This is a genomic window from Erwinia sp. V71, from assembly GCF_965644245.1.
GTDB lineage: Bacteria > Pseudomonadota > Gammaproteobacteria > Enterobacterales > Enterobacteriaceae > Erwinia.
In genome coordinates this window covers 1-22,907 of sequence record NZ_CBFFRK010000071.1, presented here as the reverse complement: position 1 = coordinate 22,907, position 22,907 = coordinate 1, and the positions used below count along the sequence as shown (strand labels likewise).

Here is a 22,907-nt window from a genome sequence, read left to right as displayed (position 1 = left end):
ACAAACCACATCAATCTTTGCCATCAATCATCCAAAGGGCAAAGAGTACAACAACACTAAGTCTGCGTCACGACCCATGATTGTAAGTCCCTCGAATAGAGTTCTTATCAACATGCGCAAGTTGCATTTCAATCCAGGTACTCTCAAACCCGTGCTCATGCAATATAGTGCTCATAGTATGCCTGAAACCATGCCCGGTTAATCGGCCATGATAGCCAAGCATCTTGATTACCTTATTGATCGCGGCATCACTCATCGGCTTTCTGATATCGTTACGCCCAGGAAAAACCAGCTCATATTTCCCAGTGATAACCTTCAACTTTTTCAGTATCGCAACAGCCTGCGTCGAAAGTGGAACCAGATGAGGACGACGTTTTTTCATGCGATCTTTGGGGATCTCCCAGAGGGCATTAGAAAGATCAAATTCTCTCCACTCAGCGGCACGTAATTCAATTGTTCTGACACCCGTCAGCATCAGCAACTGGGTGGCGTATTTAGTGACCAGGCTACCCTGATAATTATCTAAAGCACGGACAAAGCCCGGAAGCTCGCTTTCAGTCAGGAATGGGAAATGATTCTTTTTAGGCTTATTTAAGGTAATCGACAGATCGGGCGCAAAGTTGTACCTAGCCCGGCCGGTGGCCACGGCATATCGTAATACTTCACCACAGCGTCTGCGCACCTTACTGGTCTGCTCCAGTGCGCCTCTCTTCTCAATTTTCTGCAAAGCGGCGAGAAGCTCCAGCGGTTCAATCTGGTCAACAGGGCGATGGCCGATATAAGGGAAAATATCGCGCTCAAGGCAATTAAGCACTTCCCTGGCGTATTTTACCGACCAGGTAGCCTGCTTAGTGGTATGCCACTCAACAGCGACATCTTTAAACGTGTTGCTGTGAGCGAACTGTAAAGCCAGTTTCTCCGCTTTACGGGCATCACTGGGATTGATTCCTTTAGCCAGCATCGAACGCGCTTCATCACGTTTTTTACGTGCCTCAGCCAGCGAAATTTCGCCATAAACGCCGAAGGAAATCATTTTAGCTTTACCGGCGAAGCGGTAACGGAAGCGCCAGCCCTTGGCGCCAGTGGTATCAATAAGCAACGACAGTCCGGCGCCATCGTTCAATGTGTAAGGCTTTTCTTTGGCTTTCGCGCGTTTAATTTGCAGGTCAGATAGCAGCATGTGTATAGAAAAAAGATCGAACTAAGTTACACACAATTCTATACGTAAGTGTGTAGAGATTCTATGGAACTTTATGGCACTTTAAGAGACGTGGAGTTTGAGGTAATTCATTGAAAGTAAGATATTTTGGCACTTTATGGGATGTTACGGGAAGTGCCTCTGGCGTCCCCTGCAGGAATCGAACCTGCAATTAGCCCTTAGGAGGGGCTCGTTATATCCATTTAACTAAGGGGACAGCGGCGGGCAGTATAGCGTGTTTTCACTCGTAAATTAACCACTTGCCTGCCCGATTGCTTATTCTGTCAACAATCAGCGCTCACTTTCCTGTTCGCGCTGCGCTGCACGCTTCTTCGCTGCCGCTTCGGCTTTGGCCTTGAGACTAATTTCATTGCGGATTTGCGCATGGCTGATCAACGCGAAAATAAAGGTGCCGCCAATGATATTGCCTGCCAGTGTCGGCAGGGCGAAGGGCCAGAAAAATTGCTGCCACGGCAGCGTGCCGCTGAACACCAGATACAGCACTTCCACCGAACCGACCACGATATGCGCCAGATCGCCCAGCGCCACCAGCCAGGTCATCATGATAATCACCACAATTTTCGCCGCTCCGGCGGAAGGAAACATCCATACCATGGTGGCGATAATCCAGCCGGAGACGATGGCATTGGCAAACATTTCGCCAACACTGTTCGCCATCACTTTTTCACTGATATGCGTGAAAGCCTGACGTGTGGCATCGTCGAACACCGGCAGATGGTTAAAGGCCAGCGCCCCGAGACCGGTGCCGATCACATTACCCGCCAGCACAATGCTCCACAGCCGGAACAGCAGGGTAAAGTTGCCGGCGGTGGGTTTATGCATCACCGGTAATACCGCGGTGACGGTATTTTCAGTAAACAGCTGCTGACGCGCCATGATCACAATGACAAAACCAAAGGTATAACCGAGATTTTCCAGCAGAAATGCACCCGGCACGCCCGCCAGATGCACCTGAAAAATCCCTTTCGCCATCAGTGAGGCGCCCATCGATAAGCCGGCGGCTACCGCTGACCACAGCAGTGCCATGCTGTCGCGTTCCAGATCTTTTTGCCCGTCCTGGCGGATCTGCTCATGCACGGCGGCAGCGGCGGAGGGGAGTGACTCTTCGTCGACCTCTATCTCAGTGCCCTGTGCATTTTCGTCACTTTCCACTCCCTGATCGCTGTTTTTATGCGCGGATGCCATATCTTCCCCAACATTGTGCGAATGTGTTTTAAAGCGTAGCGGGTTTTCTGGCTGGCGAAGGGATGTAACGTCTGTCTATAAAAAGAGTAACAAAGCTTTAACGATGCTGTTTTTTTCAGCAATAAACGGGCAAATTTGCGCTATTTTTGCACCCGGTTGCAAAAAGCTGGGTACTAAGTATGCTAACTAATCATTGCTTATGTTACCATTCTGATCCTTTTTGTTTGTGTGGCTTTCTCCCTCAATGCTGGAAGTAAAACAACTGACCTGTCTGCGCGATGAACGCGTTCTGTTTAGCGATCTCAGTTTTGCGGTAGCTGCGGGCGATATTGTGCAGGTCGAGGGGCCAAATGGCGCGGGTAAAACCTCTTTATTACGTCTGTTAGCCGGATTGAGCCGGGCGGAAAGTGGCATGGTGTTATGGCGTCAGCAGGATATTCGCCAGCATCGGCAGACGTGGCAGGCGGAACTGCTTTATCTGGGGCATCAGCCCGGAGTGAAAGCGGTGCTGACGCCGCTGGAAAATCTGGCGTTCTACCACCCGCAATGCAGTGAGACCGCGTTGTTTGCCGCGCTGGAAGCGGTGGATCTCACCGGCTATGAAGATCTGGCGGTCGCGCAGCTCTCTGCCGGACAACAGCGCCGCGTGGCGCTGGCGCGTCTGTGGCTGAGTCAGGCGACATTGTGGGTTCTCGATGAACCGCTGACGGCCATCGACAAATCCGGTGTCGGGAAATTAATGGCGCTGTTTGTCCGCCATGCGCAGCGAGGGGGCGCGGTGATCATTACCACGCACCAGGATCTGCCCGATGGTGGTTATCCGCTGCGCAGAATCCAGCTGACCGGCACGGAGGAGTCATGATGTTGTGGCGTGTCATTCGCCGGGAGTTGCAGATTGCCTTCCGCAGCCGGGCGGAGGTGATTAACCCGCTGTGGTTCTTCCTGATTGTGATTACCCTGTTTCCGCTGGGGATCGGCCCGGAACCGCAGCTGCTGCGGCGTATTGCGCCCGGTATTGTCTGGGTGGCGGCGTTGCTCTCTTCGCTGCTGGCGCTGGAGCGACTGTTTCGCGACGATTTCATTGATGGTGCGCTGGAACAGCTGGTGTTGCTGCCGGCACCGTTGCCGATAATTGTCTCGGGAAAAATTATTGCGCACTGGCTGCTGACCGGATTGCCGCTGTTATTACTGTCGCCGCTGGCGGCGTTGCTGCTGTCGCTGGACGTTGCCAGCTGGCGCGCGCTGGCGCTGACATTGCTGCTGGGCACGCCGACACTGAGTTTCCTTGGTGCAATTGGCGTGGCGCTGACGGTGGGTCTGCGTCGTGGCGGCGTGCTGTTAAGTTTGCTGGTCCTGCCGCTGGCGGTGCCGGTACTGATTTTTGCCAGCGCGGCGATTGATGCCGCGGGGATGGGGCTGGATATTTCCGGTTATCTGGCGATTCTGGCGGCGATGCTGGTGACCAGCGCCGCTCTGGCGCCATTTGCCACTGCAGCCGCGCTGAGAATCAGCCTGCATTAAAACGATAATCTTTTGCCGATACCATCGCGTGAAAGAAGAAAACAGAACAACGATGTCTTTTTTATTGTGAGCAATCATCATGTGGAAATGGTTACACCAGCTGGCAAAGCCGGAACGGCTCTATCAGCTCTGCGGGCAGTTGCTGCCCGGGTTCCTGCTTGCCGGGGTGGCGAGCCTGCTGTTGGGCTGGGTATGGGGTTTTGCCTTTGCACCGGCGGATTATCAGCAGGGTGACAGTTACCGGATTATCTATCTTCATGTGCCTGCCGCGATGTGGTCAATGGGCATCTATGCCGCGATGGCGGTTGCAGCATTCTGTGGTCTGGTATGGCAAATGAAAACCGCCGACCTGGCTGCGGCGGCGATGGCACCGGTGGGCGCGGTGTTTACCTTTATTGCGCTGGTCACCGGCGCCGCGTGGGGCAAGCCGATGTGGGGCACCTGGTGGATCTGGGATGCGCGTCTGACCTCGGAACTGGTGCTGCAGTTCCTTTATATGGGCGTGATTGCGCTGTATAACGCGTTCGACGATCGCCGTGTCGCAGGACGCGCCGCGGGTATCCTGATTCTGGTGGGTGTCGTCAATCTGCCGGTGATTCACTACTCCGTGCAGTGGTGGAACACGCTGCACCAGGGCTCCTCTGGCGTGCTGCAGCAGGCGATAGCGCCGAGCATGCGTACCCCGCTGCGCTGGTCGATTCTCGGGTATTTGCTGCTGTTTATCTCCCTGACGCTGATGCGTCTGCGCAATCTGCTGCTGTTTACTGAGCGCCATCGCCCGTGGGTCGCCAGTGTGGTGAGCAAGGGAGGAGACAGAGCATGAGTCCCGCATTCTCTTCCTGGCCGGATTTCTTCGCCATGGGCGGTTATGCCTTTTATGTCTGGCTGGCCGTGACCTTTACCCTGCTGCCGCTGGCGGCGCTGTTATGCCACTGCTGGCTGCAGCGCCGTCGTCTGCTGACGGAAATCCGTCAGCGCCAGTCGCGTGAACAGCGTATTCGCGCCGCTAACCAGAAAAAAGCCGCCGCGCTGGCAGGAGATCCGCAGTGAATAATCGTCGTAAAAATCGCCTGTACGTGGTACTGGCGATTATGCTGGCTCTTGGGCTGGCGACCGCGCTGGTGATGTATGCGCTGCGCGCCAATATCGATCTGTTTTATACCCCGAGTGAAATTCTCAATGGCAAAGGCGCGGAACAGGAAAAACCGCAGCCAGGTCAGCGCCTGCGTGTCGGCGGCATGGTGATGCCCGGCAGTGTGAAGCGTGATCCGCAGTCGCTGCGCGTCAGTTTCCAGCTGTACGACAACAGTGGCGTGGTGAATGTCAGTTACGAAGGCATTCTGCCGGATCTGTTCCGTGAAGGGCAGGGTGTGGTGGCGCAGGGGGTGCTGGAAACGGGCAACCTGATTCACGCGCAGGAAGTGCTGGCGAAGCATGATGAGAAATACACGCCGCCGGAAGTGTCTGATGCGATGAAGAAAAACCATACACGCCCGGCTGAGGCGTATCAGAATGCGCAAGGTGGCCGCTCATGATGCCGGAGTTGGGAAGTTTTCTGCTCTGTCTGGCGCTGGCGTTGTCACTGCTGTTGAGCATTTATCCGCTGTGGGGCGCATCGCGCCAGGACGGGCGGCTGATGGCGCTGGCACGGCCACTGAGTTACGGCCTGTTCGCCTGCATCGCCGGTGCTTTCGCGGTGCTGGTGCATGCGTTTATCGTCAATGATTTTAGCGTCGCGTATGTGGCAACCAACTCCAATACGCTGCTGCCGGTGTATTACCGCATTGCTGCCACCTGGGGCGCGCATGAAGGTTCCCTGTTGCTGTGGGTGTTACTGCTAAGCTGCTGGACACTGGCGGTGGCGCTGCTGAGCCGTGCGATGCCGCTTGACGCCATTGCCCGCGTGCTGGCGGTGTTGGGGATGATTAACTTCGGCTTTCTGCTGTTTATCACCCTGACGTCTAATCCGTTTACCCGCACCCTGCCGGATATCCCGATTGATGGCAGCGATCTGAATCCGATGTTGCAGGATATCGGCCTGATCTTCCACCCGCCGTTACTGTATATGGGCTATGTCGGTTTCTCAGTGGCGTTTGCTTTTGCCATTGCGTCACTGATGGCGGGACGGCTCGATACTGCCTGGGCGCGCTGGTCACGCCCGTGGACCACGGCGGCCTGGGTATTCCTCACTATCGGTATTGTGCTGGGTTCTGCCTGGGCGTATTACGAACTCGGCTGGGGCGGCTGGTGGTTCTGGGACCCGGTGGAAAATGCCTCCTTTATGCCGTGGCTGGCGGGCACCGTGCTTATCCATTCGCTGGCGGTGACTGAAAAACGCGGCGCGTTTAAAGCCTGGACGGTGCTGCTGGCGATTGCCGCTTTCTCTCTCAGTCTGCTGGGCACTTTCCTGGTACGCTCTGGCGTGCTGGTCTCCGTGCATGCTTTCGCCTCTGATCCGGCGCGTGGCATGTTTATTCTCGCCTTCCTGGTGATTGTGATTGGCGGCTCGCTGCTGCTGTATGCGCTGAAAGGCGGGCGGGTGCGCAGCCGGGTGCAGAACGAACTCTGGTCACGCGAATCCTTTTTGCTGGGTAATAATGTGTTGCTGATTGCCGCCATGCTGGTGGTGCTGCTCGGCACGCTGCTGCCGCTGGTGCATAAGCAACTGGGACTCGGCAGTATCTCGGTCGGCGAACCTTTCTTTAATACCCTGTTCAGCTGGCTGATGGCGCCGATGGCGCTGATGCTGGGCATTGGTCCGCTGGTGCGCTGGCGGCGTGATGAGCCGCAGAAGCTGTGGAAACGGCTGGCGCTGGCGCTGGTGGTGACGCTGGCGCTGTCGGTTCTGCTGCCGTGGCTGATGCAGGATCGGATTGCCGCCATGACGGTGATCGGGCTGATGATGGCGCTGTGGGTGATCCTGCTGACGTTGATGGAGCTGCATGAGCGTGCCACCCATCGTCATTCGCTGTGGCGCGGTCTGCGCCATCTGTCGCGCAGTCACTGGGGCATGGTGCTCGGCCATCTCGGGGTGGCGGTGACGGTGATCGGCATTGCCTTTAGCCAGAACTACAGCATTGAACGTGATGTACGCATGCGCGCGGGCGACAGCGTCGATATTCACCGTTATCACTTTGTCTTCCGCGACGTGCGCGACCTGCACGGTGCCAACTACAGTGGCGCGGTGGCGCTGATTGATGTGTCGCGCGATGGACACCACGAAGCGACGCTGCATGCCGAGAAGCGTTTTTACAGCGTCACCCGCTCGGTGATGACGGAAGCAGCGATTGATGGCGGCCTGACGCGAGATCTCTATGCCGCGCTGGGCGAAGAGCTGGACGACAATTCCTGGGCGGTGCGCATCTACTACAAACCGTTTGTGCGCTGGATTTGGTTTGGCGGTGTGTTTATGGCACTGGGCGGGCTGCTATGCCTGCTGGACCCGCGCTATCGCTCGCGTAAGAAAATCGCGGCGGAGGCTGTATGAACAAGAAAATTCTCTTTATTCCGCTGGTGCTGTTTCTGCTGCTGGCAGCGGCGTTGCTGTATCAGCTGACGCGTAATGCCGATGGCGATGACCCGACGCGGCTGGAATCGGCGCTGATTGGCAAACCGGTGCCGGTCTTTACGCTGGAGTCGCTGGATCAGCCGGGTAAAACCTTTGACCAGGCGGTGCTGCATAACGGCCAGCCGCTGCTGCTGAATGTCTGGGCCACCTGGTGCCCGACCTGCTGCGCCGAGCATCAGTATCTCAACACGCTGGCGCAGCAGGGGATTCGCGTGGTGGGGCTGAACTATAAAGATAACCGACAGAAAGCGGTTAACTGGCTGAATACGCTGGGTAATCCCTATGCGCTGAGCCTGTATGACGGTAACGGTATGCTCGGGCTGGATCTCGGCGTGTATGGCGCGCCAGAGACCTTTCTGATCGACGGGCAGGGCATTATTCGTTATCGCCACGCGGGGGATATGAATGAGCGCGTCTGGCAGCAGGAAGTGAAGCCGCTGTGGGATAAATACCGTCAGGAGGCCGGCTCATGAAAGCGCTGATTGCTTTGCTGGCAGCGCTGCTGAGCTTCAGCGCGCTGGCGGCGATTGATACCCTGCAGTTTGACTCTGAGCAGCAGGAGCAGCAGTACCGCCATCTCACCGAATCGCTGCGCTGCCCGAAATGCCAGAACAACAGCATTGCTGATTCCAATGCCATGATCGCTGCGGATATGCGTATGAAGGTGTATCAGCTGACGCGCGAGGGGCAAAGCCCGCAGCAGATCACTGATTATATGGTGGCGCGCTATGGCAATTTTGTCACTTATCAGCCGCCGCTGACGGCATCGACGCTGATTCTGTGGGCCGGGCCTGCGCTGTTTGTGCTGCTGGGCGCACTGGTGATTATTGTGCGCGGCAGAAAACGCCCGTCCTCCCCGGCACTGGATGAGGCTGAACAGCAGCGGCTTGCCGATCTGCTGCAACACGACAGGAAACAATCATGAGCGCGTTCTGGTTAACTCTTGGCCTGTTATTAGTGGCGGCCAGCGCGTTACTGCTGCTGGCGGGGCGTCGCCGCCAGCACAGTCGTGTCGATGAGCGTGATGCGCTGAACAAAACGTTTTATCAGCAGCGTTTGCAGGAACTGGAGCAAGATGAAGCACTGGGCGTGGTGGCAGAACGCGGTGTGATGGTACAGGAACTGCAACAAACGCTGCTGACGGATATCCCGCAGGCGACCACGTTGCAGGCGCGTCCGCTCAGTCGCTGGGTACTGGTGCCAGGCGTGTTAGCGATTCTTGTGGTTTCGCTGGGTGCTTATCTGAAAGTGGGCGGTTTACCGCAACTGATGTTGTGGCAACAGGTGAAAAGCCAGTTCCCGGCGCTGCAGGCGCGGGTGATGGACCCACAAGCTGCACCGCTGTCGCTGAATGAGCTGGCGCATCTTGGTCTGGGATTACGCAGTGAACTGCAAAACGATCCCGACAATGTCAGCAACTGGATGATGCTGGGGCGGATTGGCATGGTGCTGAATAATGCCACCACTGCCAGCCAGGCGTTCCGTCATGCGATGCAATTGCAGCCCGATAACCTGCAGGCGCGGCTGAGTTATGCCGAGGTAATGACCCGATCCGGTGATGTGCAGGACCAGCGTGAAGCGGAAGTCATGTTGCAGGAAATGCTTAAAAATGACAGCCGTAATCTGCAGCTGCTAGGTTTGTTAGCCTTTAATGGCTGGCAGCAGCAACACTATGACAGCGCCATCACTTACTGGCAGCAAATGCTGGTATTACTGCCGCCGGGTGACCGTCAGATTGCGCAGATCGAGCGCAGCATTACGCAAGCCAAAAGCGCCGCCGGGGAGCAAAATAGCCAGCTGGCGCTGACAGTTAGCCTGTCGGCCGCGGCAGAAAAAATGTTACCTACGGGCGGAGTATTGTATATTTCTGTTTCCGATGGTGTAACACGATTACCTGTGGCAGTGAAAAAACTGCCGCTGAGTCATTTTCCTTTATCGCTAACGCTGGATGACAGTAACGCCATTATGCCTGAACGCCTGCTTTCGGCGCAGCATCAGATACAGGTACAGGTGCGTATCTCGCGCGATGGCAGCGCCACCCCGCAACCGGGGGACTGGCAGGGGCAGAGCGCTCTGACGCCATTCGACGGTCACCAGCAGCTGAAGGTTGAGATTAACCAGCAGCGCTGAAGCGACAAATTTACCAGTACAGGGAGAACAACATGAATTTGCGTCTGACGGGGTTGGCACTGGCAAGTGTATTGCTGGTTGGCTGCGCCAGTTCGAAAAATACGGATGAACCGCAGGGACGTTCCGATCCGCTGGAAGGGTTCAACCGCACCATGTTTAACTTCAACTATAACGTGCTGGACCCTTATGTACTGCGGCCGGTCGCCGTTGGCTGGCGTGATTATGTGCCACAACCGGCGCGTACCGGGCTGGGCAACTTCCTCGGTAACCTTGATGAGCCCGCGGCAATGGTCAACTCCTTCCTGCGTGGCGACCCGTACCGCGGCATGATCCACTTTAACCGTTTCTTCCTGAACACCCTGCTGGGTATGGGCGGCTTTATTGACGTGGCGGGTATGGCGAATCCGAAGCTGGCGCGCGAAGAGCCGCAGCGCTTTGGCGGCACGTTAGGCTCTTATGGCGTCGGTTATGGCCCGTATGTGGTGTTACCGGGTTACGGCAGCGCCACGCCGCGTGAAGATATTGGTGACTACGCCGATGACTTCTACCCGGCACTGAGCTGGCTGACATTCTGGATGTCGGCGGGTAAATGGGCGCTGGAAGGTATCGAGACGCGCGCTCAGCTGCTTGATTCTGATGCGATTCTGCGTAACAGCAAAGATCCGTATGCCTTTATGCGTAACGCCTACTTCCAGCGCCATGACTTCCTGGCGAACGGCGGCAAGCTGAAGCCGGAAGAGAACCCGAACGCGTCGGCGATTAAAGATCAGCTTGATGAGATTGATGCGGAGTAAGGTGGCTGAGATGGGGGAGTAAACGACTCCGTGCCACTGGCTCCCCCTCCCTGACCCTCGCCCACGAGGTGGGGGAGGGGATAAAAGCTGTGCCCGCAAACGAAAAAGGCATGTCGAATGACATGCCTTTTTTATTACGCCATTAGCATCAGAACTTGTAGTTGAAGCCAAGGCCATACAGCCAGGCTTTACCTTCTGATTCAAAGGTGTAATCGCCTTCCTGCACCGTCACATGCTTGCCGTGCATATACGAGACACCGGCATCAATCGACGCATCTTCATTCAGCGCGTAGGATGCACCGAGGCTCAGCCACAGGCGATCCTGGTCAGGAATCGAGATAGAACGCTTGTCTGCTGGCACCGGGCTGTCATCAAACGCAATACCGCCGCGGAAGGTCCAGTTGTCGTCATAGAAATACGTCGTACCCAACGCGATACGGTAAGCATCTTTAAAACTTTCATCTTTATAGAACAGCGTCTGGCCCTGTGAACCTGTCGCTTTCAGCTCCTGGAACTGGCTCCAGCTGGTGTAGGCCATGCTGTAGTGCACTGCCCACTGCGGCGCGACTTTGTGGTAACCGGAGATTTCCCACATTTCAGGCAGATTGAGTGTCAGAGCGCCTGGGATGGTAGCGCCATTGGTGCCGAATGGTAACTGGTCGTTGAGGCCATTAAATGCTGATGGCAGGTCACTACGATAGTCGCCCTCAAAATCAATTTTCACTTCGGAACGATAGGTAAAGCCGAAGCGGTTATTATCATCCACTTCATACAGAATACCGGCATTCCAGCCATAGCCCCATTCGTCGCCTTTCAGATGGGCAATTTGCGTACTGGAATTAATACTTGGGTCGAATAACGATAACTGAGAGCTTAATTCTCCGGCATAACGCTCAATTTTTGCACGCGCATAAACAGCATCAAACCCGATACCGAAACTGAAATGTTCATTCAGGCGGTATGCGGTGCTGAGATTAAAGTTTGCCGTCATCAGATCGGTTTTTCCGCCGTATGCACCTGCGGCATAGCTGTCACTGAATTCGGTTGCAAGACCATAGTTACTGGTGACTGAGGCACCAAGCCACCATTGATCATTAATGGGCTGCACATAGTGAATATTGGGAATCCACTCGCTTGGCGCAATATTATTGGCACGCAGGCTGCTGCCTGTTGAGCTGGTGCCATCAATATTCACATCAGGATCGATATACACGGCTCCGATGGAGAACTCTGGGCGATCCATCAATGCCATGGTCGCCGGGTTGCGGCTGGCGGAGGCTGCGGTATCACCGATTGCGCCTTCGCCTGAGTAAGCACGGCCCAGACCAATCGACGAAAATTCATTGAGCTGGAAGCCCGCGGCGTAAACTTGTGAAGAGACGAGCGCGACTGCTGCTGCCACTGCAGACTTTGCAAACAGGTTCTTATGGTTCATAACCACAACCTCATTATCTGAATTTTATTAAGCTCTGTTACACAACGTAACAAGGATCGCGGATTGTAGGGACTGACAGACGGCTAACAAATCAGACCAGTGCGCCAAGTATAGGTCTGACCTGTGTATATGTTGCAATAATGTTTTTAAAATATTTCAAAAATGATCACTGAAATAAGATCTGCTTAACAAAATCCACACGTAAGAAAGTGTAGCCGGGTTTCTAATTTGTTCTGGATCAACTTTGCGGGTGATATTCGTTTGTCGGGAGAGTAAAGCTAGAGTGATGAATACGGCAGGCGTAAACTATTACATATTGAATTAATTTACCTGCCGCGATTGCGGCCTGATTTCAGGAGATCCTTATGACTGATGCCATTAATAAATGTAGCGCCACTGAAACCGCGGCCTGCTGTTGTGTCGATGTCGGCACCATCATGGATAATACCGACTGCACCGCATCATGGAGCCGGGTATTTGAGACTCGCCCTGCGGCGGAAGTGATGCTGGCAGCCCTGACCGAAAAAGCGCGCGCGGTGGAATCCGAGCCTTGTGAAATTAATGCGCGTTTTAGCGAGCAAAATGACGGTGTCAGCCTGGATGTTGATTTTATTTTCGCCTGCCAGGCGGAAACGCTGATTTTCCAGCTCGGCCTGCGTTAATTCCCGTTCTGTAAACTTTCTCCTCATCTGATATCACCCGTAAAGCGAGTGTGCTTTGCGGGTTTTCTGCTGCCTTACAGGTTGTGTTGTTTACCTGCTCTCTGCCGTTAATTCGTGTTTCTACTCTCATTTTCTCCTGCCAGCGCTGGCGTGATGACAACTTTTAGTTAACATTGATCAGGTCAGACCTCTTTGGGCAATGATGCCGCAGGTTTCCGCAGAACAGGTGAAAATAATGAGCAAAGCGCTACCGTTACTGACACGTCAGGGCGAACGCATCGCGATAACACATGGATTACGCACACCTTTTGCCCGTCAGGCGACGGCACTGCACGGTATCCCGGCGGTGGAGTTAGGCACTATGGTGGTGAGTGAACTGCTGGCGCACAGCGATATTCCGCCGCAGGCGATTGAACAGCTGGTATTTGGTCAGGTGGTGCAGATGCCTGCCGCACCCAATATCGCCCGTGAAATCGTGCTGGCCAGCGGTCTGAGTGTGCATACCGATGCCTACAGTGTCAGCCGCGCCTGCGCCACCAGCTTCCAGGCCGTCGCGAATGTGGCGGAAAGCCTGCTGGCGGGCACGATCCAGGCGGGGATCGCCGGTGGTGCGGATTCTTCATCGGTACTGCCGATTGGCGTCAGTAAAAAGCTGGCGCGTGTGCTGGTTGATCTCAGCAAAGCGCGTACGTTTTCTCAGAAGGCGAAACTGTTCAGTCAGCTTCGTCCGCGCGATCTGTTGCCGGTGCCACCCGCTGTCGCCGAGTATTCGACGGGATTACGCATGGGGGATACGGCCGAGCAGATGGCGAAATCCCATGGCATTACCCGCGAACAGCAGGATGCGCTGGCGCATCGCTCCCATCAGCGCGCTGCCCGGGCCTGGGATGAAGGCCGGCTGGCGCAGGAAGTGATGACCGCCTTTGTGCCGCCGTGGCACAGCGCTTTTCAGCAGGATAACAATGTCCGCCACGATTCAAAGCTGGAGGACTATGCAAAGCTGCGTCCCGCGTTTGATCGCCGGCATGGCACGGTGACGGCAGCGAACAGCACGCCGCTGACTGACGGCGCTGCGGCGGTGATCCTGATGACGGAATCGCGCGCGCGTGAACTGGAGCTTACGCCGCTGGGTTATCTGCGCAGCTACGCGTTTACCGCGATTGACGTCTGGCAGGATATGCTGCTGGGGCCTGCGTATGCCTCGCCATTGGCGCTGGATCGCGCGGGCATCACGCTCAGCGATCTCACCCTGATTGATATGCATGAAGCTTTCGCCGCCCAGACGCTGAGCAATCTGAGCAAGTTTCGTGACGAACGCTTTGCCCGTGAGGTTCTGCAGCGCCCGCATGCGCTGGGTGAGGTGGATGAGGAGAAATTCAATGTGCTGGGCGGTTCCATCGCCTATGGCCATCCGTTTGCCGCCACCGGCGCACGTATGATTACGCAAACCCTGCATGAACTGAAACGGTGTGGCGGCGGACTGGGGCTGGTCACCGCCTGTGCGGCGGGCGGACTGGGTGCGGCAATGGTTCTGGAGGCCGAATAATGCAACAGCCATCATCCTTTCACTTACAGATGCGTCTGGATAATGTCGCGGTGATCACCATTGATGTTGCCGACGAAAAGATGAATACCCTGAAAGCCGCCTTTGCCGGGCAGATCCGTGACGTGATCCAGCAGGCGCGGGAAAATCCTCATCTGGCGGGGCTGGTACTGATTTCGGGCAAACCCGATTCCTTTGTTGCCGGGGCGGATATCAGCATGATTGCCGCCTGCGACAGCGCGCAGCAGGCCGAAGCGTTATCGCGCCAGGGGCAAAAAGTGATGAGTGAAATCGCTGCGCTGCCGTTCCCGGTGGTGGCAGCTATTCATGGTCCCTGCCTCGGTGGCGGGCTTGAGCTGGCACTGGCCTGCAGTGCGCGTATCTGCAGTGATGATGATAAAACGCGCCTTGGTCTGCCGGAGGTGCAACTGGGATTGCTGCCTGGCACCGGCGGCACCCAGCGATTGCCGCGTCTGGTGGGGGCGGCAACCGCGCTGGCTCTGATGCTGAGCGGCAAAACACTGCGTGCCCGTCAGGCGCTGAAGATGGGGCTGGTGGATGATGTGGTGGCACGCTCCATTCTGCTGGAAACCGCCGTGGCGCGGGTGCTGGCGGGGCGTCAGCCGCGTGCGCGTCTGCCACTGGCTAAGCGACTGAATGAGGGGCCACTGGGGCGAGCCTTACTGTTTAAACTTGCCACCCGTCAGACGCGGGCAAAAACGCGTGGCAATTACCCGGCTACTGAACACATTCTCTCGGTGGTGCGCTGCGGGCTGGAACAGGGGCGCAGCAGTGGCTACGCGGCGGAAGCGAAAGCGTTTGGCGAACTGGTGATGACACCGGAATCCCGGGCGTTGCGCGGTTTGTTCTTTGCCTCGAATGCGCTGAAAAAAGAGACGGGAGCCGACGCGCAGCCACTGCCGCTGCACAGCATCGGTGTGCTGGGCGGTGGACTGATGGGCGGCGGTATTGCCAGTGTAACGGCGACGCGTGCCGGACTGCCGGTGCGTATTAAAGATATTCAGGCAGAAGGGATTAACCATGCGCTGAAGTACAGCTGGGATCTGCTCAGTAAAAAGGTACGTCGCCGTCATCTGCTGGCGGCTGAACGTCTGCGGCAAAGGTCGCTAATCTCCGGCGATACGGAATGGCGCGGTTTCGCCCGGCGGGATGTGATTATCGAGGCGGTATTTGAGGATTTGCCGCTGAAACAAAAAATGGTGGCAGATGTTGAGCAGCATGCGGCTGAGCACACGATTTTTGCCTCCAATACCTCTTCATTGCCGATTGCTGCCATCGCCGCACAGGCGCAGCGGCCTGAGCAGGTGATTGGTCTGCACTATTTCAGCCCGGTGGATAAAATGCCGCTGGTGGAAGTGATCCCCCACGCCAGCACCAGTGCACAGACAATCGCCACCACGGTAGCGCTGGCGAAACAGCAGGGCAAAACGGCGATTGTCGTTGCCGATCGCGCGGGTTTTTACGTTAACCGCATTCTGGCGCCTTATATCAATGAAGCCTTACGCTGCCTGCTGGAAGGCGAGCCGGTTGAGGTGATTGATAATGCGCTGGTGGAATTCGGTTTTCCGGTCGGGCCAGTCCAGTTGCTGGATGAGGTCGGCATCGATGTCGGCAGCAAAATTATGCCGGTGTTGCAACAGGCCTATGGTGAACGTTTTGCCCCGCCTGCGGCGCTGGACGCGGTACTGCAGGACGATCGCAAAGGACGGAAAAACGCCCGCGGGTTTTATCGCTACCCGGCGGCGGGCTGGTGGCGCAAAAAGCAGGTGGACGACAGTGTTTATCGTGTGCTGAATCTGAAACCCCGGGCGCGGCTGGAAGGCGCTCAAATCGCCCAGCGCTGTGTGATGATGATGCTGAACGAAGCCGTACGTTGTCATGAAGAACAGGTGATCGCCAGTGCCCGTGACGGTGATATCGGCGCGGTATTTGGCATTGGTTTTCCGCCGTTTACCGGCGGCCCGTTACGCTATATCGACCAGCTCGGCGCCGCTATGGTGGTGAATACGTTAACCAATTTGATGCATCAGTACGGTGAACGTTTTGCCCCCTGTGAGGGGCTGCGGCGCATGGCAGAGCAGGGTGAAAAGTTTTACAAAATTGACACTGTCAGCAATACCCATAGTGATTCAGTGGCTTAGTTGTGCCTTGCGTCAGAGCAGTTAATGGCGCTGTTCTGATAAGCGCTTATTAATTGCACAATCGGTTGACTATACTCAGGTCATTGGGGTACAACACAGCGTTAATTCGCAGAATGAAGAGTCAGCGGACTTCGGTTCGTGGCGATTTTGTTTAACAACAGCGGTGCAATATGCAAGTTTTAATTATGCGTCACGGTGATGCGGCATTAGAAGCAGCAAGTGACTCAGTCAGACCCCTGACTCATTGTGGATGCGATGAGTCTCGCCAGATGGCGAGTTGGCTTAACAGCCAGGCGATGGAGATTGAGCGAGTGCTGGTCAGTCCGTACCTCCGTGCCGAGCAAACGCTGGCGACGGTACGTGAAGCGCTGGTGCTGCCGGAAGGGCAGGAAGTCTTGCCAGAGCTGACGCCAGGTGGTGATGCCGGGTTAGTGGCCTGCTATTTACAGGCGCTGGCTAACGAAGGGGTAAGATCGGTGCTGGTGATTTCCCATCTGCCGCTGGTTGGCTACCTGGTTTCCGAACTTTGCCCGCAGGAAGCGCCGCCGATGTTCGCGACGTCCGCGATTGCCTGTGTCGATTTTGATGCGGCTAACTGCGAAGGTAAATTGCAGTGGCAGGTGAGTCCGAAGAAACTGGCAAAAGCGATGTGATTTTGTCTCTTTCCCCCACTGCGTGGGGGAAAGGAAATCCCCCTCACGGCAATTCCGGCGGCAGCCACTCTTCCACTTCAATTAACACCAGCAATGCGGCATCGCCGCCAAACGCCTTAGGCGCCTGATGGAATGCCATCACCAGCGGATGTTGCGCCAGCCACAATGGCGTCTGTTGCTTGAGAATATGTTTACCGTGTCCGTGCATCACGCTGGCACAAAAAATGTGTTCGCGGCGGCAGGCGGCAATCAGCGCGCCCAGTTCCTGCTTGGCCTGCTGCTGGGTCAGACCATGCAGGTCGAGAAAAATTTCCGGCGAATAGTCGCCGCGCCGCAGCTTCTTTAACTCGTAGTGATCGACATCGCTGCGCACATAGCGCACTGCTCCTTCCGTTGCCAGCAGCGGCTGGAATTCATCGGAAAAGTAGTGACTGTTATCGATTTGCTCGGAAAGCAGGCGCTTTTCCGGCACCTGATGCAGTTTTTTACGCTGCGGTGCGTGGACAATAGTGTCCTGCGTCAGTTTGCGTGTGCCGCTCATTAACTGGCGAAACAGGGCCTTATCATCGGCATTAAGTTTGTTTTTGCTGCTCATTCTGGTTCACAATCCGCTTTTCAGTCTTTACCTTAACCCGCACGTGTAACAAAAGTCAGCTTTTTCGCGTCTCCGCGCTGAATTATTGCCAGCTTCGTGGCAAACTAGCGGCCGGATTGTCAGAACGGCCTGCGGAGGGCACCTTGGATAAAATTTTCGTCGATGAAGCCGTGAATGAGTTGCACACCATTCAGGATATGTTGCGCTGGGCGGTCAGCCGCTTCTCAGCCGCCAATATCTGGTATGGTCATGGCACCGACAACCCGTGGGACGAAGCCGTTCAGCTGGTGTTGCCAACCCTGTATCTGCCGCTGGATATTCCGGAAGAGATGCGCCATGCGCGTCTGACCTCCAGCGAGCGCCATCGCATTGTTGAGCGCGTGATTCGCCGCGTCAATGAGCACATCCCGGTCGCTTACCTGACCAATAAAGCCTGGTTCTGCGGCCATGAATTCTATGTTGATGAGCGCGTGCTGGTGCCGCGTTCACCGATTGGTGAGCTGATCAATAACGGCTTTGCCGGTCTGATCAACCACAAACCACAGCATATCCTTGATATGTGCACCGGCAGCGGCTGTATCGCTATCGCCTGTGCCTATGCCTTCCCGGAAGCGGAAGTGGACGCAGTGGATATTTCCCATGATGCGCTGGCGGTGACCGAACAGAATATTGATGAACATGGTCTGATCCATCACGTCACGCCGATTCGCTCGGATCTGTTCCGCGACCTGCCGAAAACACCATACGACCTGATTGTCACCAATCCGCCGTACGTGGATGCGGAGGATATGGGCGATCTGCCGAATGAGTATCAGCACGAACCTGAGCTGGGCCTTGCCGCGGGCAGCGATGGTCTGAAACTGGCGCGTCGTATTCTCGCCTGTGCACCGGACTATCTCAGCGAAGAGGGCATTCTGGTGTGCGAAGTGGGCAACAGTATGGTCCACCTGATCGAGCAGTATCCGGATGTGCCCTTTACCTGGCTGGAATTCGATAATGGCGGCGACGGCGTGTTTATGCTGACCCGTCAGCAGATTATCGATGCTGCGCACCATTTCGCTATCTACAAAGATTAATCAGAGAAGACAGAGGAGCCGTACTGAATGGCCGGTAATACGATTGGCAGTTTATTCCGCGTCACCACTTTCGGTGAGTCGCATGGTATTGCACTGGGCTGCATTGTTGATGGCGTACCGCCAGGAATTCCGCTAACCGAAGCCGACCTGCAGCACGATCTCGATCGCCGTCGTCCTGGCACCTCGCGCTATACCACTCAGCGTCGTGAACCGGACCAGGTGAAAATCCTCTCCGGCGTGTTTGACGGCGTGACCACCGGCACGCCGATCGGCCTGCTGATTGAAAACACCGACCAGCGCTCGCAGGATTATGGCGACATCAAAGATGTCTTCCGCCCAGGTCATGCCGATTATACCTATGAGCAGAAATATGGCCTGCGTGACTACCGTGGCGGTGGTCGCTCTTCCGCGCGTGAGACGGCAATGCGTGTTGCGGCAGGTGCGATTGCGAAAAAGTATCTGCAACTGAAGCACGGTATCGTGGTGCGCGGTTATCTGGCGCAGATTGGTGATGTCGCCTGTGAACTGAAAGACTGGTCGCTGGTTGAACAGAACCCGTTCTTCTGCCCTGACCCGGATAAACTGGACGCGCTGGACGAACTGATGCGCGGGCTGAAGAAAGAAGGCGACTCTATCGGTGCGAAAATCACCGTGATGGCGGAAGGCGTGCCTGCAGGCTGGGGTGAGCCGGTATTTGACCGCCTGGACGCTGACCTGGCGCATGCGCTGATGAGCATCAACGCGGTAAAAGGGGTGGAAATTGGTGATGGCTTCGCGGTGATCAGCCAGCGTGGCAGCCAGCATCGTGATGAGATCCGCGCTAACGGTTTCCAGAGCAACCATGCCGGCGGCATTCTGGGCGGCATCAGCAGTGGTCAGGCAATCACCGCGAATCTGGCGCTGAAACCGACCTCCAGCATTACCGTACCGGGCAAAACCATTAACCGCTTTGGCGACGAAGTGGAGATGATTACCCGTGGCCGTCACGACCCGTGCGTGGGTATCCGCGCGGTGCCGATCGCTGAAGCGATGATGGCGATTGTGCTGATGGACCATCTGATGCGTCAGCGTGCACAGTGTGCTGATGTGAACAGCGACGTGCCACGCTGGTAAGCCAATGAAAACACTGCTTGTCGCACTCTGTTCGCTTCTGGTCAGCGCCACCGCGCTGGCCGCTACGCCATGGCAAAGTATCAGCCAGCCGATCAGTGGTTCGCCACAGTCGATTGGCGGCTTTTCCAATGGCTGCATTATCGGCGCACAGTCGCTGCCGCTGGAGGCTGATCATTACCAGGTGATGCGGCAGGATCAGCGGCGCTATTTCGGCCATCCGGACCTGATTCAGTTTATCCAGCGCCTTAGCGCGCAGGTTAACGGCCTCGGTCTGGGCAATGTGCTGATTGGCGATATGGGCATGGCGGCAGGCGGGCGCTTCAGCAGTGGTCACGCCAGTCATCAGTCCGGGCTGGATGTGGATATCTGGCTGCAGCTGCCAAAAACACGCTGGACTCAGCAAATGTTGCTGAAGCCGCAGCCGCTCGATCTGGTGGCGGCCGATGACCGCAATGTTATTGCGCGTCACTGGCGGCCAGAAATCGACACTCTGATTAAGCTGGCGGCGAAAGACAGCGAAGTGACGCGTATCTTCGTCAATCCGGCGATTAAAAAGCAGTTGTGTGCCGATGCGGGCGTGGATCGTGACTGGCTGCGCAAAGTGCGCCCCTGGTTTGCGCATCGCGCGCATATGCATGTGCGCCTGCGCTGCCCGGCGGGCAGTCTGGAGTGCGAAGAGCAGGCTGCGCCACCGCCAGGAGATGGCTGTGGTGCGGAATTACAAAGCTGGTTTGAACCGAAAAAACCAGGGAGTGGTACACCGGTGAAGCCTGAGCCACCACCATTACCCCCTTCATGTCAGGCGTTGCTGGATAAGCATTTACTTTAGGAATTGAGATGGACTGGTTTGCCGTCAGCCCACTGGTGGTGGGGCTGTTGTTTTGCGTGGCGTTTGTCGCCGCATTTATCGATTCTATTGCCGGGGGCGGCGGATTACTGACCGTGCCCGCGTTGCTGGCGGCAGGCATGTCGCCCGCTCAGGCACTGGCGACCAATAAATTACAGGGTGCAGGCGGTTCCTTCTCGGCCAGCCTCTATTTTGTGCGCCGTAAGGCGGTCAGCCTCGCCGAGCAGAAAATCAATATCATCATGGCGTTTGTCGGTTCGGTTTCCGGCGCCATCTTAATCCAGCATATTCAGCCCGGTCTGCTGCGTCAGATACTCCCGCTACTGATTATCGCGATTGGTCTCTACTTCCTGCTGATGCCACGTCTTGGCGAAGAGGACCGCATGCGCCGCCTGAACGGTCTGCCGTTTGCCCTGATTGCCGGTGGCTGTGTCGGTTTTTATGATGGCTTCTTTGGTCCGGGCGCCGGTTCTTTCTATGCGCTGGCGTTTGTCACGCTGGCCGGTTTTAACCTGGCAAAATCGACGGCGCATGCCAAGGTGCTGAACTTCAGCTCCAACCTGGGCGGCCTGCTGTTCTTTATTTTTGGTGGCAAAGTGGTGTGGGGCACCGGTCTGGTAATGCTGCTGGGGGCGATTCTTGGCGCGCGCGTCGGCGCGCGACTGGTGCTGAGTCGTGGCCAGCAGCTGATTCGTCCAATGGTGGTGTGCGTGTCGGTGGTGATGAGCAGCAAGCTGCTGTATGACAGCCACGGCGCGCAGATTGCCGCCTGGTTCCACACCTTTTTCTGACGGTTTTTTCTCTGATGACAATTACAATGAGCACGACGCATCATTATCAGCAACTTATTGAGATTTTTGATCGCTGTTTTAGCCAGGATTTCCAGACCCGTCTGATTAAAGGCGATGATGAGCCGATCTATCTTCCGGCTGATGAGGAATCGCCGTGGAACCGGGTGGTGTTTGCCCACGGTTACTATGCCAGCGCCTTGCATGAAATTTCACACTGGTGCATCGCCGGTGCGGAACGTCGCAAGCTGGTGGATTTTGGTTACTGGTATTGCCCCGACGGGCGCGATGCCAGCACTCAGCAACAGTTTGAGCAGGCGGAGATCAAGCCGCAGGCGCTGGAGTGGTTGTTTTGTGTTGCCGCCGGCTTTCCGTTCAATGTAAGTTGTGACAATCTCGACGGCGATTTTGAACCGGATCGCATCGCGTTTCAGCGCAAGGTACAGGCTCAGGTACTGATTAATCTGGAGCAGGGTATTCCTGCCCGTCCGGCGCGTTTTATTGCCGCACTGCGCGAGTACTATTCAACGCCTCCATTGACGGCGGCACAGTTTCCCTGGCCGGAAGATCTGTGACTGAATGGAGGAAGGAATTTTGACAAGAGGAATTGACATGATCGCAGAATTTGAAACGCGTATTCTGGCCCTGATTGACGATATGGTTGACCATGCCAGTGATGACGAACTGTTTGCTGGTGGTTATCTGCGTGGTCATCTCACTCTGGCGGTCGCGGAAGTGGAAGCGTCTGACCAGCATACGCCGCAGGCGTTGAAGGAACAGGTAGAGAAAAGCCTGCAGACGGCGATTGAAGCCGGTGAGCTGTCGCCGCGCGATCAGGCGCTGGTGATCGGCATGTGGGACAATCTGTTCCAGCAGGCGCGTCAGTCGGCGTAATACTTGTCCGCGACGACAGACACTAAGAAAAGACCACCTGCGGGTGGTTTTTTTATGTCTGGCAGAAGCTGGTTATTTGCATATGAGATAACGGAGATAAAATAAGTTGTCGTGCGTTACGCACGCCGCAGGATATAAAAAATATACCACCTGAATGAAAAAACAGTGTGGGGAAGGGGTAGCAGGAGGTTTTACATGCAAACACAGCGCTAAGGTATCACCCGAAGGTGATAAACTTTACAAGGGGTAAATTATGTCTGTTAACAGCATTATTCTGTCTTCCGTTTCTGATTTACGCCAGCTGACGACGATTTCATCCACGCTTTTATATATTGAAGGTCAGGACGGTGGGCTCTGGCAATACGATCCCGATGATGTTACCACAACTGATGATGGTATTTTGACTGTGGTCACTGCCGGTGGGGAACGCATTAAACGTATTTATGATGGCCATATTGATCTCGCCTGGGCCGATGTTGACTATGCGAATGCCAATATTGCCCTGCAAAAAATTATTGATCTGATTATTAATATGGCAAAGTCGCGGGGAAATACGGAAGCCTTACCGCGAATTAAAGTTTCTGCTGGCGAGTATTTCTTTACCGCGACTGTTACGCTGCCGGCCTTTGTCCAGATTGATTCGGTTGGGGCGGATTCAAGTTCGAAGTGCAACGCTAAGCCGCCTGTCTTAACTCTGCAAAGACCACTGAAGGCTGCCGGAA

General features: G+C 55.8%; 25 protein-coding genes and 1 tRNA gene. 21 read left to right on the top strand and 5 right to left on the bottom strand.

Translation table 11 applies throughout. From position 1 onward, the window contains the following. Positions 1-67 precede the first annotated feature (67 nt). The 3 genes from ACSZO1_RS14705 to ACSZO1_RS14695 form a co-directional block, all read right to left on the bottom strand. Complete coding sequence (locus tag ACSZO1_RS14705; RefSeq protein WP_437613811.1) at positions 68-1,180, bottom strand: tyrosine-type recombinase/integrase; 1,113 nt, start codon at positions 1,178-1,180, stop codon at positions 68-70. Positions 1,181-1,340: 160 nt separating this feature from the next. Further along, positions 1,341-1,415: transfer RNA gene (locus tag ACSZO1_RS14700), tRNA-Arg, on the bottom strand. Between the two features lie 74 nt (positions 1,416-1,489). Beyond that, complete coding sequence (locus ACSZO1_RS14695; RefSeq protein WP_437613809.1) at positions 1,490-2,404, bottom strand: formate/nitrite transporter family protein; 915 nt, start codon at positions 2,402-2,404, stop codon at positions 1,490-1,492. A gap of 244 nt (positions 2,405-2,648) precedes the next feature. Between ACSZO1_RS14695 and ccmA the strand changes: the two genes are divergently transcribed. The 10 genes from ccmA to mlaA all read left to right on the top strand — a co-directional run bounded on the left by ccmA (position 2,649) and on the right by mlaA (position 10,417). Beyond that, positions 2,649-3,266: a cytochrome c biogenesis heme-transporting ATPase CcmA gene (gene ccmA, locus ACSZO1_RS14690; RefSeq protein WP_437613807.1), complete on the top strand. Its 618-nt coding sequence runs from the start codon at positions 2,649-2,651 to the stop codon at positions 3,264-3,266. Further along, complete coding sequence (ccmB, locus tag ACSZO1_RS14685; protein ID WP_437613812.1) at positions 3,266-3,925, top strand: heme exporter protein CcmB; 660 nt, start codon at positions 3,266-3,268, stop codon at positions 3,923-3,925. The genes ccmA and ccmB overlap by 1 nt, the downstream gene beginning before the upstream one ends. Positions 3,926-4,004: 79 nt before the next feature. Further along, positions 4,005-4,748: a heme ABC transporter permease gene (locus ACSZO1_RS14680; RefSeq protein ID WP_437613805.1), complete on the top strand. Its 744-nt coding sequence runs from the start codon at positions 4,005-4,007 to the stop codon at positions 4,746-4,748. Further along, a complete protein-coding gene (gene ccmD / locus ACSZO1_RS14675) occupies positions 4,745-4,975 on the top strand; it encodes a heme exporter protein CcmD (protein WP_437613803.1) in 231 nt (76 codons plus the stop codon). The genes ACSZO1_RS14680 and ccmD overlap by 4 nt, the downstream gene beginning before the upstream one ends. Further along, on the top strand, positions 4,972-5,460 hold the full coding sequence (ccmE, locus tag ACSZO1_RS14670) for a cytochrome c maturation protein CcmE (RefSeq protein WP_437613801.1): 489 nt from the start codon (positions 4,972-4,974) through the stop codon (positions 5,458-5,460). The genes ccmD and ccmE overlap by 4 nt, the downstream gene beginning before the upstream one ends. Beyond that, positions 5,457-7,412, top strand: coding sequence for a heme lyase CcmF/NrfE family subunit (locus tag ACSZO1_RS14665; RefSeq protein ID WP_437613799.1), 1,956 nt, complete (start codon positions 5,457-5,459; stop codon positions 7,410-7,412). The genes ccmE and ACSZO1_RS14665 overlap by 4 nt, the downstream gene beginning before the upstream one ends. Beyond that, complete coding sequence (locus ACSZO1_RS14660) at positions 7,409-7,966, top strand: DsbE family thiol:disulfide interchange protein (protein WP_437613797.1); 558 nt, start codon at positions 7,409-7,411, stop codon at positions 7,964-7,966. Before ACSZO1_RS14665 ends, ACSZO1_RS14660 begins: the two co-directional genes overlap by 4 nt. Continuing rightward, on the top strand, positions 7,963-8,418 hold the full coding sequence (locus ACSZO1_RS14655) for a cytochrome c-type biogenesis protein (RefSeq protein ID WP_437613795.1): 456 nt from the start codon (positions 7,963-7,965) through the stop codon (positions 8,416-8,418). Before ACSZO1_RS14660 ends, ACSZO1_RS14655 begins: the two co-directional genes overlap by 4 nt. Beyond that, the gene (gene ccmI, locus ACSZO1_RS14650) at positions 8,415-9,623 is read left to right on the top strand and encodes a c-type cytochrome biogenesis protein CcmI (protein WP_437613793.1); all 1,209 of its coding nucleotides are present in this window, start codon (positions 8,415-8,417) and stop codon (positions 9,621-9,623) included. The genes ACSZO1_RS14655 and ccmI overlap by 4 nt, the downstream gene beginning before the upstream one ends. A gap of 32 nt (positions 9,624-9,655) precedes the next feature. Continuing rightward, positions 9,656-10,417, top strand: a complete 762-nt coding sequence (gene mlaA / locus ACSZO1_RS14645) for a phospholipid-binding lipoprotein MlaA (RefSeq protein ID WP_437613791.1) — start codon at positions 9,656-9,658, stop codon at positions 10,415-10,417. A 148-nt stretch (positions 10,418-10,565) separates the two neighbouring features. Here the strand turns inward: mlaA and fadL are convergent, their stop codons facing one another. Further along, entirely contained in the window at positions 10,566-11,852 is a 1,287-nt protein-coding gene (fadL, locus tag ACSZO1_RS14640) for a long-chain fatty acid transporter FadL (RefSeq protein ID WP_437613789.1), read from the bottom strand. A 365-nt stretch (positions 11,853-12,217) separates the two neighbouring features. Between fadL and ACSZO1_RS14635 the strand changes: the two genes are divergently transcribed. The 4 genes from ACSZO1_RS14635 to sixA all read left to right on the top strand — a co-directional run bounded on the left by ACSZO1_RS14635 (position 12,218) and on the right by sixA (position 16,872). After that, positions 12,218-12,514 carry a YfcZ/YiiS family protein gene (locus tag ACSZO1_RS14635; protein WP_437613787.1) on the top strand — a complete coding sequence of 99 codons (297 nt, stop codon included), beginning with the start codon at positions 12,218-12,220 and terminating at the stop codon, positions 12,512-12,514. 235 nt (positions 12,515-12,749) lie between these two features. After that, positions 12,750-14,060 (top strand): acetyl-CoA C-acyltransferase FadI, encoded by a 1,311-nt coding sequence (gene fadI / locus ACSZO1_RS14630; protein WP_437613785.1) that lies wholly within the window; start codon positions 12,750-12,752, stop codon positions 14,058-14,060. After that, positions 14,060-16,219, top strand: a complete 2,160-nt coding sequence (gene fadJ, locus ACSZO1_RS14625) for a fatty acid oxidation complex subunit alpha FadJ (protein ID WP_437613783.1) — start codon at positions 14,060-14,062, stop codon at positions 16,217-16,219. Before fadI ends, fadJ begins: the two co-directional genes overlap by 1 nt. Positions 16,220-16,389: 170 nt before the next feature. Continuing rightward, a complete protein-coding gene (sixA, locus tag ACSZO1_RS14620) occupies positions 16,390-16,872 on the top strand; it encodes a phosphohistidine phosphatase SixA (RefSeq protein WP_437613781.1) in 483 nt (160 codons plus the stop codon). A gap of 43 nt (positions 16,873-16,915) precedes the next feature. On the opposite strand, the gene smrB is transcribed toward sixA, so the two are convergent. Then, positions 16,916-17,467 (bottom strand): endonuclease SmrB, encoded by a 552-nt coding sequence (gene smrB, locus ACSZO1_RS14615; protein WP_437613779.1) that lies wholly within the window; start codon positions 17,465-17,467, stop codon positions 16,916-16,918. Positions 17,468-17,610: 143 nt separating this feature from the next. Here smrB and prmB point away from each other — a divergent pair, with 143 nt between their 5' ends. From prmB to ACSZO1_RS14580, 7 genes are all read left to right on the top strand, one after another. After that, positions 17,611-18,543 (top strand): 50S ribosomal protein L3 N(5)-glutamine methyltransferase, encoded by a 933-nt coding sequence (prmB, locus tag ACSZO1_RS14610; protein WP_437613777.1) that lies wholly within the window; start codon positions 17,611-17,613, stop codon positions 18,541-18,543. A 27-nt stretch (positions 18,544-18,570) separates the two neighbouring features. Beyond that, positions 18,571-19,656, top strand: coding sequence for a chorismate synthase (gene aroC, locus ACSZO1_RS14605; protein ID WP_437613775.1), 1,086 nt, complete (start codon positions 18,571-18,573; stop codon positions 19,654-19,656). 4 nt (positions 19,657-19,660) lie between these two features. Further along, entirely contained in the window at positions 19,661-20,485 is an 825-nt protein-coding gene (mepA, locus tag ACSZO1_RS14600) for a penicillin-insensitive murein endopeptidase (RefSeq protein WP_437613773.1), read from the top strand. Between the two features lie 8 nt (positions 20,486-20,493). After that, positions 20,494-21,294 (top strand): sulfite exporter TauE/SafE family protein, encoded by an 801-nt coding sequence (locus ACSZO1_RS14595; protein WP_437613771.1) that lies wholly within the window; start codon positions 20,494-20,496, stop codon positions 21,292-21,294. Between the two features lie 26 nt (positions 21,295-21,320). Beyond that, positions 21,321-21,866, top strand: a complete 546-nt coding sequence (locus ACSZO1_RS14590; RefSeq protein WP_437613769.1) for an elongation factor P hydroxylase — start codon at positions 21,321-21,323, stop codon at positions 21,864-21,866. 37 nt (positions 21,867-21,903) lie between these two features. After that, entirely contained in the window at positions 21,904-22,185 is a 282-nt protein-coding gene (locus ACSZO1_RS14585) for a YfcL family protein (RefSeq protein WP_437613767.1), read from the top strand. Positions 22,186-22,438: 253 nt separating this feature from the next. Continuing rightward, a partial coding sequence (locus ACSZO1_RS14580; protein ID WP_437613765.1) for a hypothetical protein occupies positions 22,439-22,907 on the top strand: 469 nt, incomplete at its 3' end.